The following is a 15873-nucleotide window of genomic DNA, read 5'->3' as shown; positions in this document are numbered from 1 at the left end:
CTGCTCTGGAGCGGTTAGTTTTCAGTGAAAGGTGCGATGGGGGCCGCGTGGGGTTAAGCGAACAAAACGTCCGATTCCGCCAGCGCTGTTACGCCCACCAACTTGATGGTGAAGTCCGCAGCCAGGCTGCCGCCGCTGTTGCCATAAACCGTGGTGTCGTTGCCATCGAACACCGTCCACAGCTGTTTGGCACCGCTGGCTTGTGTCGCCGAGGCGTTGAACGTCCAGCCTTTAAGCCCCTTGAAGCTGAGCAGGTCTTGGCCGCTGGTGAAGTCGGTGATGATGTCTTGCGTGGCGTCCAGGCCCAGGTCTTTGATCGAGGTGAAGCTGAAGGTGTCGGCGCCAGCGCCACCGGTGAGGGTGTCGGCACCCAGGCCGCCGATGATCAGGTCATCGCCACTGCCACCGATCACCAGATCGTTACCGACACCGCCATTGAGTGCGTTGCCACCGTCGTTGCCGGTGATGATGTTGTTAGCCGCATTGCCGCTCAGGTTGAGCTTCAAGGTGCCGGTGCCGCTGGCGTCGAGGTTTTCCAGGTGGGTGGCCAGCGTCAGGGTGGTCAGCTTGCTGGCCTCGGCCAGTTTGACTTGCGTCTCCTGGCTGATGCGCAGAATCAGCGTGTCGTGGTCGCCCTCGCCTTTCTTCTCGGTGATGCTGTCTTCCAGGGCGACGGTGGCGTTTCTGCCCACGCCCTTGGCAATCAAATCGACCGTATAAGTGTCGTTGCCAGCGCCGCCGAACAGCTTGTCGACATCGCCTCCGCCATCGAGGTGGTTGGCGCCGGCATCGCCGGTCAGGGTGTTTTTCAGCGCGTTGCCGGTGCCGCTCAGGTTGTCTTGTGCCGTGCCGGTTAGCGTGAGGTTTTCCAGGTTGGCGCCTAGGGTGAACGCCACCGACGACTTGACCGTATCGATGCCTTCGTTGAGTGCTTCGGTTACCACCTCGCCGAGGTCACCCACGATATAGGTGTCGTTGCCTTTACCGCCTACCAGCACATCCTCACCGCCGCCTCCGTCAAGAATATTGGCGCCGTCGTTGCCGGTCAGGGTGTTGTCCAACTCGTTGCCCTTGCCGTTGATGGCGGCTTTGCCGGTAAGGGTCAGGTTTTCGACGTTGGCGCCCAGGGCGTAGGCGAGCGAGGCGAGAACGGCGTCTGTACCGCTGGCCTCGTTCTCGAAGACCCCAGCGCCTTTCACCGCCACCACGTAGGTGTCATCACCCAGGCCACCGCTCAGCATGCTGGCGGTTTTGCCCGCGTCGAGCACGTTGTTCAGGTTGTTGCCCGATACGCCGAAAACGCCGGTGCCGGTAATCTGCAGGTTCTCCACCTGGGCCAGACTGCCGGTCATGGCGATCAGCGCCGGGGCGCCAGCAGTGCCGCCTTTGTAGGTGACACGCAGGGTGTCGGTTCCGTCGTCATCGAAGGTTTGCGACAGGTACGTGTTGATACGGCCAAGCTCAAGGTCGCGGTCGAGAATATAGGTGTCGTCGCCGGCGCCGCCGATCAGGTAGTCAAGGCCGGTACCGCCGTCGAGTACGTCGTTGCCGTCACCGCCATACAGGACGTCATTGCCGCCCAGGCCAAACAACAGGTCGTTGCCTTCATCGCCATACAACGTGTCGTCACCCGTAGCGCCGGTAACGCGGTCGTTGCCCAGCCCGCCTTCGAGGAAATTGCCCTCTTTGCTGTTGCCGGTAATGGTGTCGTCACCGCCCAACAGGGCCGCCTTGTGCAAGGCGACGGTTTCGTTGCTCACGGCATCGGCCAGGGCTTGCAGCATGGCCTGGGTGAAGGCGCCGGCGCTGTAACTGTCCTGATAGTTCTCGGCGTAGCCGGAGGCTTTCACCGAATAGCCGAAGTTGTACGTCAGGCTGTCCAGCACGCCGGTGAAGGTTCCGGCTACGGCGTCGTAGGTGAGGCCGGTTTTGCTCAGCAGAGAGACCGTGTCCACCACGCTGCCGGTGAATTTGGTGCCCCAAGAGGTGCCGCTTTGCGTGCTGTTGGCTGTCAGGGCCGCCGAGTTGATGGTGATGGTTTGCAGCACCAGATCGCCGTCGTTGTTGGCAACGTACTGCTCCAGGCCGACAAATTTTGCCGAACCAGAGAGCACCGCCTTGATGGTGGTGCCGTCGTCGCTCCAGGTGCCCGTACCCTTGGCCGTGGAGGTGTAACCGGTGACTGTCAGGTGGCCGGCGTCGTAGGGGTTGCCCTGGGTCGTCCAGGTGTCGACGTACTGGGTGCTGGAGTCGTAATTCATTTCACTGTCGTCGTCATAGCCCGACTCAGTTTCATGCGTCTGATCGACCAGCTTGGTGCCATTGGCCAGCACGGGGTCTCGCAGCTGGCTGCCGGTGAGGGTGTAGGTCGTTGTATGGGGCGCGTCGGCCAAGGGGTAGTCGACGGTCTGACTGGCTTGCTTGTCGGTTATCGAGCCGCCTTGCGCGATGTAGTCGCTGATAACGCGAAACGGCTCGCCGGCTTCGCTGCCGGTGCGCAGCAGGTCCACGAATTGTGAACCCAGGTCATCGACAAGCGTGCGGGTATCGCTGGATTTGATCGTCGCCATTTTCTATCCCTGATATGGTGTTTTATCGCCGAAACCTTGGCGTTACCCGCGATTTATTACTGCTTTGATACAACGGACCATAGTGCCATTACGGCCTTGAATGAGGAAGTGGGGTCTAGCCAAATAGTATGTCCCCTGCCCCCAGCTCAGTGACTCCAAGCAGCTTGATGGAAAAGTCTTCGGTAAGCGTGCCCCCACTGTTGCCGTAAAGCGTAGTGTGACCGGCCTCGACCACGGCCCACAGCTGCTTGGCGCCCGTCGCTTGAGTCGCCGCTGCATCGAAGCTCCAGCCTTTGAAGCCCTTGAAATTTAGGGTGTCTTCACCAACGGTAAAGTCGGTAATGGTGTCCTGCCTCGCTTCCAGTCCCAGGTCTTTCAACGAGGTAAAACTGAAGGTGTCGTTGCCGGCACCGCCGGTGAGGGTGTCCGCCCCCACCCCGCCAATGATCAGGTCATTGCCGGCGCCGCCATCAATGCTGTCATTGCCCGCACCGCCGTTGATCACATTGCCCCAGTCGTTGCCAGTCAGGCGGTTGCCGGCCGCGTTGCCGGTCAGGTTGAGTTTCACCACGCCAGTACCACTGGCGTCGAGGTGTTCCAGGTAGTTGGCCAGCGTCAGGGTGGTGGCCTTGGTGGCGCCGGCCAGTTTGGTTTCAGCGTCGTCGCTCAAGCGCAGCACCAGCCTGTCGTTGTCGCCCTCGCCTTTTCGCTCGGTCACCACGTCTTCCAGCGCCGCGATGGCTTTGGCGCCGACGCCTTTGGCGATCAGGTCGACGCTGTAGGTGTCGTCGCCGGCGCCGCCAAGCAACTTGTCTACGCCAGCACGACCATCGAGGTGATTGTTGCCGGCATCGCCGATCAGGGTGTTGTTCAGCGCATTGCCGGTGGCGTAGAAGCTCGTTTGTGCGGTACCGGTCAGGGTCAGGTTTTCCAGGTTGATGCCCAGCGTAAACGATACCGACGACTTGACCGTATCTATGCCCGCATTCAGCGCTTCAGTGACGACGTCACCCAGGTGGTCAACGATATAGGTGTCGTTGCCTTTGCCGCCGGCGAGGCTATCGGCACCAGCGCCGCCGTCGAGGATATTGGCGCCGTCGTTGCCGATCAGCACGTTGGCCTGTGCATTGCCGGTGCCGTTGAGCGCGGCTTTACCGGCGAGGGTCAGATTTTCGACGTCGGCACCCAGGGCGTAGCTGATGGCGGCAATTACGGTGTCGGTGCCGCCGGCAGCCGCTTCCACCACGGTGGTGCCTTTTACGTTCACATAGTAGGTATCGTGGCCGCTGCCACCGCTCAGGGTGCTGGCGGTTTTACCGGCATCGAGGATGTTGTTCTGGGCATTGCCGATCACAGTGAACACACCAGCACCGGCGAGCTGCACGTTCTCGACCGCAGCCAGGTTGCTGGCGACCAGGCTCACGGTAACCGGGGCCGCAGCAGTGCCGCCCTTGTAGGTGATGCGCAGGGTATCGCTGCCGGTATCGCTGAAGCTCTGGGTGCCGTCAGTGTTGATGCCAACCAGTTCCAGCGCGTTGTTGATGACATAGGTGTCATCGCCGGCGCCGCCAATCAGCCAGTTGCTGCCAGCACCGCCGTCGAGCACATCGTTGCCGTCGCCACCGTACAGGGTGTCGTCACCGGCCAGGCCGAACAGTTGGTCGTCACCTTCATCGCCGTACAGTTCGTCGCTGCCGGCATTGCCGGTGATGCGGTCATTGCCTGCGCCACCTTCCAGGTAATTGCTATCCAGGCTGCTGCCGGTAATGGTGTCGTCGCCACCCAGCAGCGCCGCTTTGCGCAACTCGGGGGTGTCGTTGGCGGCAGCATTGGCCAGGGCTTCGAGCATCTGCGCGGTAAACGCCGTGGCGGTGTAACGGTGCTCGTAGCCGTCGGAAAAACCTTGCAGTTTGGTGAGCTGGGTAGATGCATAGGACAGGCTGTCCAGCGCACCCGAAAGCACGCCGGTGCTGTTGTCGTAGGTCAGGCCGCTTTTGCTCTGCACGGCAAAGTTTTCGAGAAAGCTGCCGGTGAGCTTTGTGCCGAAGTAGGCGCCGCTTTGCGTGCCTTGGAAGGTGTAGTCAAAGGCCTTGATGGTGATGGTCTGCAGCGCCAGCTCGTTGTCGTCGTTAAGCAGGTACTGCTGCAAACCGGCAAATTTGCCCGACGTGGTGCCCACGGTTTTCAACGAACCATCGGCATCGGTTTGCGTGCCGGTGTATTGACCGGCGAGCGCTACCTGGGTGACGTCCAGCTGCGCCGGGTTATAAGGGTTGACCTTGAGGGTGGTGGTCTCAGTGCTTTTGGTCACCGAGGTGGACGAAGTTTCATCTTCGGCGAGCTCTTCGGTCTCCGAATGGCTCACCACCAGCTTGGTGGCGTTGGCGAGCGTTGCATCCTTGAGCTTGCTGCCCGTGAGCGTGTAGGAGGTACTCTGTGGCCCGTCTACGCCGGCAAGCTCGAGGGTTTGCGTGACCTTGCTGTCGGTAATGTTGTACGTCGCCGAATCTTCCGGGTCGACCACGGCTCCGCCACCGCCGATATAGCCTGCCAGTGCACTCACGTCGGTCGCGGTTTCGTTGCCGTTGTGCAACAGGTCAAGCAGTTGCGTAGCCAGTTCGTCTACAACCGTGCGGGTATCGCTGGATTTGATCGTCGCCATGAGCACTCCCGGACGTACTGAGGATGCGGAATTGAATGCGCTGCTTGGACGAAGCAGAAAGCGGCTTCGCTAAACGATACAGCGCTTGAAACCCTTGAAGTTGAGAGTGTCGGCACACTTGCAGCCAACTAAAGCGTCATTCCCGCCCGTCTGTCGATTACACGGCTGCCAGCGCCACCGTTGATCCGCCCGCCAAACAAAAGGGGCAACACGCGATGCGTATTGCCCCTTTTGCTCCAGCCTGTTTAGCGCTTCAGCGCATCGGTCACGCCAGCACGAAGTCGGCGCTGGTCAAGGGCGCAGTCACCCCGACCAGCTTGATGGCGAAGTCTGCAACCGGGGTGCCGCCGCTGTTGCCATAAACGTAGGTGTCGACACCGTCGGACACAGCCCACAACTGCTTGGTGCCCGTCGCCTCGGTGGCCGACGCGTTGAAGGTCCAGCCTTTTAGCGCCTTGAAGTTGAGGGTGTCTTCACCGGAGGTGAAGTCGGTGATTACGTCTTGCGTAGCGTCCAGCCCGAGCTCTTTCAAGGAGGTAAAGGTGAACGAGTCGGCACCGGCACCACCGGTAAGGGTGTCGGCACCCAGCCCGCCAATGATGACGTCAGCGCCGTCACCGCCATCAATGATGTCGTCGCCCGCGCCACCGTTAAGCACGTTGGCGGCATCGTTACCGGTAATTTCGTTACTGGCCGCGTTGCCGGTCAGGTTCAGCTTCAAGGTGCCGGTGCCGCTGGCGTCGATATTTTCCAGGTAGTTGGCCAGGGTCAGGGTGGTGGCCTTGGTGGCGCCGGACAGCGAGATCAAGAGGTCACTGTCTGCACGCAGAACCACGGTGTCGTGATCGCCCTCGCCTTTATTCTCGGTGATGGTGTCTTGCAGCGCCACGGTGGCCTTGGCGCCGCTGCCTTTGGCAATCAAGTCAACGATATAGGTATCTTCGCCCGCGCCGCCCAGCAACTTGTCGACTCCTGCACCGCCATCCAGCGTATTGGCAACGCTATTGCCAGTCAGGGTGTTGGCCCCGTCGTTACCGGTGGCATTGATATCGTCGCTGCCGGTCAGCGTCAGGTTTTCCACGTACGGGGTGTTGCCCAGGTCAAAGCTGATCGAGGCCTTGATCAGGTCGGTGCCTTCACTGGCGTCTTCGCTCACCACGTCATTGGCGTCGTCAACGATATAGGTGTCGTTGCCTTTGCCGCCGGTCAGGGTGTCCGCGCCGGTACCACCATCGAGAATATTGGCGCCGTCGTTGCCGATAATCTGGTTCTCGAGTTCGTTACCCGTGCCATTGATAGCGGCTTTGCCGGTCAGGGTCAGGTTCTCGACGTTGTCGCCGATAGCGAAGGACACCGAGGCAACCACGGTATCGACCCCGTCATCACCGTTCGCATCATCCTCGACCACCTGGGCGTCTTTGTGCGCCACGAAGTAGACATCATTGCCTTTGCCACCCAGCAACAGGCTGGCGGTCTTGCCGGCGTCGAGCGTGTTGTCCCGGTCATTCCCGACCAGGGTATACAGCCCGGTGCCCGTCACCTCGACACGCTCAACGTTGACGAGGTTACTCACGCCCAGATTGATAGTGGCTTGCGGGGTAGTGACGCCACCCTTGTAGGTAACGCGCAACAGATCGATACCTTCGCCAATGCCTTCCTCAATTAGTCCAAGCTCGGCAACGTTGTCGACCACATAGGTGTCATTGCCATCCCCGCCAATCAGCGTATCGATGCCGGCGCCGCCGTTGAGCACGTTGTCGGCGGCGTTGCCTATCAGGGTGTTGGCCAGGGCGTTGCCAGTGAGGTTGAGTTTGGTGGTACCAGTGAGCGAGGCGTCGAACGTTTCCAGGTTGGCGCCGAGCGTCAGGGTGGTGGCGGCGTCGGTGCTGAAACCACCGCGCAGAATCAGTGTGTCGATATCGCCAACGTTGGCGGCTTCGGTCACGGTGTCTTCCAGCGCGACCACAGCCTTGGCGCCGGTGCCTTTGAGTACCAGATCGACCTTGAAGGTATCGCTGCCTTTGCCACCGACCAGGGCGTCAGCGCCTGCTGCGCCGTCGAGGGTGTCGTCGCCGTCGCCGCCATTGAGGGTGTTCTTGCCGGAATTGCCGAGCAGGTTGTTGGCCAGCGCGTTACCGGTGCCGTTGATGGCGGCCGCGCCATTGAGAACCAGATTTTCCAGGTTGGCACCCAGCGTCCAGGTGACCGACGAAAATACCGTTTCACTGCCCTCACCGGCCTTCTCGACAATGGTGTCTTTGGTGTCATCGATAAGGTAAAGATCATCGCCCTCGCCGCCGATCAAGGTATCGGCGCCGGCACCACCATAGAGCTGATTATTGCCAGCGTTACCGGTGATCACGTTGTTAAGGTTGTTGCCGGTGGCGTTGATGTCTGCGGTGCCGGTCAGCGTCAGGTTTTCCACGTTGTCGGCGAGGGCGTAGCTGACGCTGGAGCGGACGGTGTCGGTGCCTTGGTTGAGCTGCTCGGTCACCACGTCGTTTTCATCGTCAACCACATAAATATCGTTGCCTTTGCCGCCGCTGAGGGCGTCGGCGCCAACACCACCAATCAGCAAGTCGGCGGCATCACCACCGTTAAGATGGTCATCACCCAGGCCGCCGTCGAGGGTCACGCCAACGGTTCCGCTCCAGTTGAGGGTGTTGTCGCCGTCATCACCGGTCAGGGTGCGGAAGTTGCCCTGCGCGTCGAAGATTTTGTAGGTGATGTTGCCGTCGTTTTCGGCGTTAAGGTTGTAGCTTTCCCACGCCACCGCAAAACCACCCTCGGCGGTCGCAGTGATGGCTGGGTAGAAGTCATGGTGGGACGACTTGGCCACGATCAGCTCGATGCCCACCTTGGCGCCATTCTTGTCGAACATTTGCGCGTAGACGAACGAGGTGCCGTTAGCGGTTTCAGTGTCATCCGAAGTGGCCCAGGTAACCACGTAGCCGCCGGTGGTCAATGCAGTGACCGACGACTCGCCGTAGAAACCGTTGGTGGTATTGACCTGGGTCTCAGCGCCCAGCTTGGTACCGGTTTCGCTGTAACGCTGCATGAAAATGTTGTTGCTCTGGGTTGTCTCACGGGTCCAGCTCACCACAAAACTGCCATCGTCCAGGGTGACCACTTCAGGGTTGTACTGACCGCCCGTGGTGCCGGTGTTTACCTGAACGGCCTTGCCGTCTTTGGCGCCCGCTTCGGTGAAGCGCTGCAGGTAGATTTCTTCGTTGCCTTTGGCGTCTTCGTTTTCCCATACGGCCACAAAGCCGCCGTTGTGCAGGGCGGAAACGCTTGGGTAGGAGCTGATGCCGGTGGCCAGGGCAACGGGCGTGCTGGTGTTTACGCCGTTGGCGTCGAATGTCTGCACATAGGCTTTGTCTGGCGCGCCGCCACCTTGAGTTTCCTCGGTCCAGGCGATGACGTAGCCGCCATTTTCCAGCGCAACGGTCGACAGATCCCAACGGTCGGCGAGGTTTGGCACCACGTATTCGTGCAGCGCAACGGAGCCTGCGTTCTGGTCGAATACTTGGGTGAACAGGGAGGACGAGTTGACTTCGGAATTCACCGTCCAACTCACCACAAACCCATCATTGAGCGCCGACACCACCGGCTCCACGGCCGAGCCGGTGCTGGCGAGAATATCGTCGGACAGCACCTGATCGCCGTTGCGATGTTGAACGCGAATGCCCGTGTCCTGCTTCCAGACGATTACTTGAGTGCCGTCGGCCAGGGTGGTGATGGTCGGCGGTTCGGAGAGGGTGTTGTAGTCGTCTTCCAGCTTGGCCGTGGTGTCGTGCACGGTGATTGTGCCGTCGGCATACTGGAATTTCTCGATGTCGCGGAACACGTCGTAGCCATCGGTACCGCTGGTGTCGTCCATGCCCAGGTTAATGCCAGGGGTTACTTCGAATGTGTAATCAGCCATGTTGCCGGTGGCAATAACGGTATCAATACCATTGCCGCCGTCGATGTAATCATCGTCAGCGCCGCTTTTATAGATGTCTGCACCATCAAGGCCATACAGCTCGACGGGGCTGGTACCGGTCCAGGTGATATCGCTGGTGCCCTCAAGCAGTTCGAGCACGCTGACCAGAACCGGCGGAGCGACTGAGTCATCAAAGTATTCGTAGTAGCTCAGAATGGAACCATCGCCGGTAAAGGTGATTTCCTCCCCCAACGCCGCCGTAACGACGATGCTCGGATCAGCCTTTTCAGCAATTAGAAGCGTGCCATCAACGTGACGACTGAAGGTATAAAGCGCCTGATTACCGCTGACTGAGGTGGGCATAGTCCATTCCTGGCTAGTTGATCCCGACACTCACAGGAGTCCTTTCTGTGTAGGCGCACATGATGTCGAGAAAATGCTGATTGGTAGCCGGACGGATATGTGTCAGGCCCGACACTTCTACCAGAGGCCAAAAATACTGGCAATCGGCCATTTTTTCGGCGCGACATGTGGCAATGGCCAGTAGTTCCCTAAGCAATTAACAGATGTGAACTGCATCACATTTCTCTAGCCGACAAACAAAAAGGGCAACCCGCGTAACGGATTGCCCTTTTGGCTACAGCATCGGTTGGCGGTTTATGCCAGCACGAAGTCGGCACTCGCCAGGTTGGTCACACCTGCCAGCTTGATGGAGAAGTCCGCGTCGGCGCTGCCACCGCTGTTGCCGTAGACGATGGTGTCGCCGTTTTCGACCACCGCCCACAGCTGCTTGGCACCTGTAGCTTGATGGTCTTCACCTACTACACCGCTGAACGTCCAGCCTTTCAGAGCCTTGAAGTCCAGATGGTCAGTGCCGGACTCAAAGTCGGTGATCACATCCTGAGTGCCACCCAGGCCCAGGTCCTTCAGGGAAGTGAAGCTGAAGGTATCAGCACCGCCATTGCCGGTAAGGGTGTCAGTACCCAAGCCGCCGATGATCAGGTCGTCACCGCTACCACCAATGATCAGGTCGTTGCCGGCAGCACCGTTGAGCGTATTGCCGGCGTTGTTGCCGGTGATGACGTTGTCCGACGCGTTGCCGGTCAGGTTGAGTTTCACCAGGCCGGTGTCGCTGGCGTTGACGTTTTCCAGGTAGTTGGTCAGGGTCAGGGTGGTGGCCTTGGCTGTGGCGAGCTTGGCCTGCGCATCGTCGCCTACCTGCAGATACAGGGTGTCGCGGTCAGGCCCACCTGCCTTCTCGACGATGGTGTCTTCCAGCACCAGCGTGGCTTTGCTGCCGGTGCCTTTTACCAGCATGTCGACGATATAGAGGTCATTGCCTTCACCACCGATCAGCTTGTCGGCACCCGCACCGCCATACAGCAGGTTGTCAGCGCTGTTACCAGTCAGGGTGTTGGCCAGGGCATTGCCGAAACCACTCAGGCTGCCAGTACCGGTCAACGTCAGATTTTCCACAAAGGGTGTGTTGCTGAGGTTGAAGTCGATCGACGACTTGATGGTGTCCACACCGCCACCGTCCACTTCGATGACGGTATCGCCCGCGTCGTCGACGATATAGGTGTCGTTACCCTTGCCGCCGATCAGCCTGTCGGCGCCCGCGCCGCCGTCGAGGATGTTGGCGCCATCGTTGCCGGTCAGCACGTTGGCCTCGCCGTTGCCGGTGGAGTTGATGGCCGCTTTGCCGGTCAGGGTCAGGTTTTCGATGTTGGTGTAGTCGTTCAGGCTGGCAGTGAACGATGCCTCGATGGTGTCGGTACCGGCGTTGGCGGTTTCGATAACCTGAGTCGCCTTGCTGGTCAGCACGTAGGTGTCGTTGCCCTGGCCGCCGTTAAGCGTGCCGGTGGCTTTGCCCAGGTCGAGCCGGTTGTCGAGGTCGTTGCCAACCACGGTGAACACGCCGGTGCCGGTGAGCTGTACGTTTTCGACGTCGATCAGGTTGGCGTACTCATCGAGGTTGATCGTCAGCGAATTGGCTGCCGTGCCGCCTTTCAGGGCGATACGCAGGGTGTCATTGCCATCGTCGGTCACCAGCTCGCCGGCCCAGTTATTGACCAGCTCCAGCTCGTCAAGACTGTCGATTACATAGGTGTCATCGCCAGCCATACCTACCAATGCGTCGATACCCGCGCCGCCATTGAGCACGTTGTCGCTGTCGTTGCCGATCAGGGTGTTGTTCAGTGCGTTACCGGTAAGATTGAGCTTCAGCCCGTCGGTGAGCGTGGCATCGAACTCTTCGATGTTGGCACCCAGGGTGAGCGTGGTGACGCTGCTGGCGTTGGCCAGCTTGGCCACTTCTTCGGGGCTCAGTTGCAAGGCGAGGATGTCGCGCTCGCCTTCACCGGCTTTCTCGGTGACGGTGTCTTGCAGCGCAACGGTCGCCTTGGCGCCGGTGCCTTTGATGACCAAGTCGACCAGATAGGTGTCATCGCCGGTGCCGCCAAACAGTTTGTCGACGCCAGCACCACCGTACAGCCAGTCGTGACCTTCGCCACCGTTGAGGGTGTTGGCGCCATCGTTGCCCTCGATGCGGTTGTCCTGCGCGTTGCCAGTGCCGTTGATGGCGGCCGTGCCGGTCAGAACCAGGTGCTCCAGGTTATCGCCCAGCGTCCAGCTGACGGAGGCCTCGACTACGTCATAGCCGCCTTCCGCTGCTTCGCGAATCACGTCACGGTTGCTGTGCACCACGTAGGTGTCGTCGCCAGCGCCGCCAATCAGCAGGTTGCTGCCGCCCTGGCCATCGAGCACGTCCATGCCATCGCCGCCGAGCAGGGTGTCGTTGCCTTCGCCGCCGGTGAGTGTGTCGTCGCCGACGCCGCCGTTCAATGTGATGCCGGCTTTGCCGGTCCAGGTCAGGGTGTTGTCACCGCTGTCACCGGTCAGCGTTGTCGAGTTACCGTTGGCGTCGTATTGCTTGGCGTAGATGTCGCGGGCGTTGTCGTCGTTGCGCTCGCCAGCTTCCCAAGTGATCAGGAAGCCACCATCGGCGCTCGCACTGATCGAGGGGAAGTAGTCTTCGTCGTCGGAGGTAGCGACAACCAGCTGGTCACCAACTTTCACGCCGTTCTTGTCAAAAATTTGCGCGAAGAGCGAGGAGTCGCCGCTGTAAATTTCACGCTCATCGCTGGTGGCCCAGGCGACGACGTAGCCGCCGCCTTTGAGCGCGGTGATCACCGGGTCGTTGTGGAAACCAGTGCCCTGGTTCACCTGGGTTTCGCCGCCGGCTTTTTTGCCATCAGCGGTGTAGCGTTGCTGGAAGATATCGATGGCGGTGGTGCGCTCGATAACCTGGTTGCCGTCGCGGATGTCGTCGTCAGTCTCGCGGGTCCAGGTCACTACGTAGCCGCCGTCGGCCAGGGTTGCCACTGCCGGGTCGCCCTGATCGCCTTTGGTGCCGGTATTCACCTGGCTGGCCTTGCCGTCCAGCGAGCCGTCCGCTTTGAAGCGCTGGATGTAGATCTCCTCGCTTTCCTTGGCGTCGTTAACGTATTCCCACACCACCACGAAACCGCCGTTCTGCAGGGCGCTGACGCTTGGTTCGAACGCGCTCAGCGAGCCAGTAGCCAGCGCCACGGGCGCGCTGACAAAGCCCCCATCATTGGCGTAAAGCCGCACGTAGGCGTTACCCACAGCCTCTTCGTAATGCCCCTCCCCGGAGCCGTCCTCTACCCAGTGCTCGGGCGTCTGCTCGGTCCAGGCCAGAACAAAGCCGCCGTCCTTCACCTGAGTGACGCTGATATCGCCAAGCTCCCGCTCCTCAGTGACGGGCTGCTGCAAAATGCTGGTCACCGGCTGACCATCTTGGTCATACACCTGCATAACAAGTGCATTGTTGGCGCTCTGGCTGCTCCCGGTGACGATAAAACCATCGCGCCACGCGGAAACACCGAGCGAATCTTCGTCGAGCACGATTTGGCTACTGCTGGCTTGCTGCCAGACACCATCGCGCAGGATTTGCACCTGCACCAGGCCGCCCTCTTTCCACACCACAACCTGATCGCCATTGCCGAGCGTGGCGGTGGCTGGCGTTTCACTGGCGACCTGGGCGTCTACTTCAAGGTCGGTGCTGCCGTCACTGATGGCGAGGGTGGCGTCGTCGAACTGCACGTTCTCAATGCTGATCAAGGCGTCCTTGCCGGCCGGGCCGTTAAGGACTACCGCACCGTTCTGCAGACTGAAGCTGCTGTCGGCCAGGTTGCCGGTGGCAATCACGGTGTCGTTACCGTTGCCGCCATCGAGGGTGTCGTCGCCAGCACCGCCGGTGAGCGTGTCGTCACCGTTATAGCCTTGCAGGGTCACGGCGCCTGCGCCGTTCCAGGTCAGGGTGTTGTCGCTGTCGTCGCCGCTGATAACGGTGGTGATATTGCCGATGGAATTACCATTGGCGTCATAACGCTGGCTGAGCATTTCTGCGCCTTGGGTCTGCTCGGAGTAGCTATTGGCAACCCAATTGACCAGAAACTCGCCGTTATCCAGCGCCGTTACATTCGGTTCATAGGTGCCTGCCGCTGCCTTGACGAGAATGCTGCCGCCGATTTTCTCCAGGGCATCGGAATAGACCTGGGCATACACGGAATTGCCGGCGCCGCCCTCGAAGGTGGTCCACACGGCAACGAATTGGCCGTTGGACAACTGCGTGAGGCTGGCATCGTTGGCACCGGAATCGGTGGTGGGCGTCAACGCCTGCTCGCCGCCGACCGGGTTGAAGTCTTTATCCAGCTTCTGCCCAAGCAGGCCACGACCATAGCTCTGGTTGGGGTTGATGATGGTGGCTACCCACGTCATCAGATAGCCGTCGTCGGTGACCAGCAGCGCCGGGTAGGACGCGTTCTGGTACTGGCTGTCGAGGCTGGTCAGTTCCTTTGGCGCTGCGGTCGGCACGCCATTAGCGTTGAAGCTGCGCACTTCCAGAGCACTGTGGTAAACGGGGCCGTCTACGCCAGCGGTCGACCACTCTTTGACATAGGCAACCAGAAAGCCATCGTCGGTAAGCAGCACGTTCTGATCTTCTGCCACCGTACCTTCAACCGTGGCGCCGTTGATTTTCTGCGCAGCGCCGACTTTGGTGCCGTTAGCGTTGAACACTTGCGAGAACAGGTCACCGGTTTCGGTCCAGTCGCCATTACTGTCGTCTTCGGTCATCGCCGACCAGGTGACCACAAACTTGCCACCAGGCAGCATCGCGATCACCGCATCGTCCAGCTCCGCACCGGTGCTGGTGGCAACCGTTTGCGCCTTGGCGGTGGCAACGCCGGCCTTAGTGAACTGCTGAATCAGAATGCTGCTGGTGGAGTCGGTCGAAGCGCTCCAGGCCACGATATAGCCGCCATCGTCTTTGGCGGTAACGCTGGGGTCTTCGGCTTCGGATGAGGTGAGCGTGGTCTGCTTCACCAGCGCGCCAGCGGCATCGTACTGCTGCAGCAGAATGCCGTTTTCGGAGTCGTCGCTGTTGTAGTACTCCCAGGTGAGCACATAACCACCGCCGGTGAGGACGGTGGACGAAGGCGAACCAAAGGAGGTCGTGGACGACTCGGCGGCAAGATTATTGATGCTTTGAGACAGGTTAACGGTGCCGTCTGCGAACACCACGGTGAAGTCATTGGTGAGTTCGCGCACCACGTCGCCGTTTGCATTCAGAACCTGAAGGGTGCTGCCGTCGCGGGTGAAACTGAAGTCCGTTTGGTTTCCATTGATCGTGATGCTCATCGTCCCTTTCCTTGCAGGTCATACAGCAGGGCTTGCCGCAGCAGCCGCTGCGGCAAACGCCAACTTCGAATAGTTAAAAAAATGGCGCTGGTTTTGTGTCACAGGCGGGCTTTGTATCAGGCGCGTTACCTGCTGGCAATAGGCTATCTGAGTTATAGCCAGGCGTTCAGACCGGCGTTCTAGAGCGGATTCAGCGATAGACGGGGATGGCGGGACGCGAGATTTATTGCGACTGGTCGTCGTATGAGGGTGGCTTCGGAGCCGCCGCCTGCTCCGTAGATTCTGGATCCCAGCCTACGCTGGGATGACGGTGATGGCGGTCCAAACCGCCGTCATCCCAGCGCAGGCTGGGATCCAGAACCGTGCATGCAGACACAAAAATCCGAACACCCGAGACAGCCCATAAACCGTCCGGCGCGGGAGCCTTATGGCCAGGCCTGAACGAATTGCTCAAGCGGCAGGTCCTGCGGCGTACGCAATTCACGCTCCGGGGTACCCAGATACAGAAACGCAATAATCTGTTCGTTCTCTGCCAGACCGAGCCCCTTGGCCACACGGGCGTTGTAAGACAGCTCGCCGGTGCGCCACACCGCCCCAATACCCTGCGCATGGGCCGCCAGCAAAATGCCGTGGGCCGCGCAACCGGCGGCCAGCACTTGCTCCTGGGCCGGCACCTTGGGGTGTTCCTGCACGCGGGCGATCACCACCACCAATAGCGGCGCACGCAGCGGCATGGCCAAGGCTTTGGCCAGCGCTTCCGGTGTGGCGTCGGCACCCAGCGCCGAGGCGAACAGCTCGCCCAGACGATTGCGGTCACTGCCTTCCACCGTCAGAAACCGCCAAGGGCGCAATTGCCCATGGTCCGGCGCACGCAAGGCAGCGCGAAATAGCACCTGGCGTTGCAGGGCGTCGGGGGCGGGTTCAGTCAAACGAGGTGCGGAAACACGGTTGAGCAGAGCATCAAGCGCATCCATGGGGGGCCATCTCCT

At 60.3% G+C, this 15873-nt stretch carries 5 protein-coding genes; all 5 read right to left on the bottom strand.

The features are described 5' to 3' along the window. Positions 1-53: 53 nt before the first annotated feature. Positions 54-2570: a calcium-binding protein gene (locus PKE98_RS19505; protein WP_271196990.1), complete on the bottom strand. Its 2517-nt coding sequence runs from the start codon at positions 2568-2570 to the stop codon at positions 54-56. 115 nt (positions 2571-2685) lie between these two features. After that, a complete protein-coding gene (locus PKE98_RS19500; protein ID WP_271196989.1) occupies positions 2686-5232 on the bottom strand; it encodes a calcium-binding protein in 2547 nt (848 codons plus the stop codon). 265 nt (positions 5233-5497) lie between these two features. Beyond that, entirely contained in the window at positions 5498-9523 is a 4026-nt protein-coding gene (locus PKE98_RS19495; protein ID WP_271196988.1) for a beta strand repeat-containing protein, read from the bottom strand. A gap of 294 nt (positions 9524-9817) precedes the next feature. Next, entirely contained in the window at positions 9818-14884 is a 5067-nt protein-coding gene (locus PKE98_RS19490) for a hypothetical protein (protein ID WP_271196987.1), read from the bottom strand. Between the two features lie 425 nt (positions 14885-15309). Next, complete coding sequence (locus PKE98_RS19485) at positions 15310-15858, bottom strand: nitroreductase family protein (protein WP_271196986.1); 549 nt, start codon at positions 15856-15858, stop codon at positions 15310-15312. Positions 15859-15873 lie beyond the last annotated feature (15 nt).

The organism is Pseudomonas turukhanskensis, assembly GCF_027922365.1.
Taxonomy (GTDB): Bacteria; Pseudomonadota; Gammaproteobacteria; order Pseudomonadales; family Pseudomonadaceae; genus Aquipseudomonas; species Aquipseudomonas turukhanskensis.
Note: the sequence above shows the minus strand (reverse complement) of the source record. Positions and strands in the feature narration are given on the sequence as shown.

What these genes read in the sequence shown, in the direction of transcription:
- PKE98_RS19505 (WP_271196990.1), bottom strand. Translation starts at nt 2,570, where the DNA reads ATGGCGACGATCAAATCCAGCGATACCCGCACGCTTGTCGATGACCTG.
- PKE98_RS19500 (WP_271196989.1), bottom strand. Translation starts at nt 5,232, where the DNA reads ATGGCGACGATCAAATCCAGCGATACCCGCACGGTTGTAGACGAACTG.
- PKE98_RS19495 (WP_271196988.1), bottom strand. Translation starts at nt 9,523, where the DNA reads ATGCCCACCTCAGTCAGCGGTAATCAGGCGCTTTATACCTTCAGTCGT.
- PKE98_RS19490 (WP_271196987.1), bottom strand. Translation starts at nt 14,884, where the DNA reads ATGAGCATCACGATCAATGGAAACCAAACGGACTTCAGTTTCACCCGC.
- PKE98_RS19485 (WP_271196986.1), bottom strand. Translation starts at nt 15,858, where the DNA reads ATGGATGCGCTTGATGCTCTGCTCAACCGTGTTTCCGCACCTCGTTTG.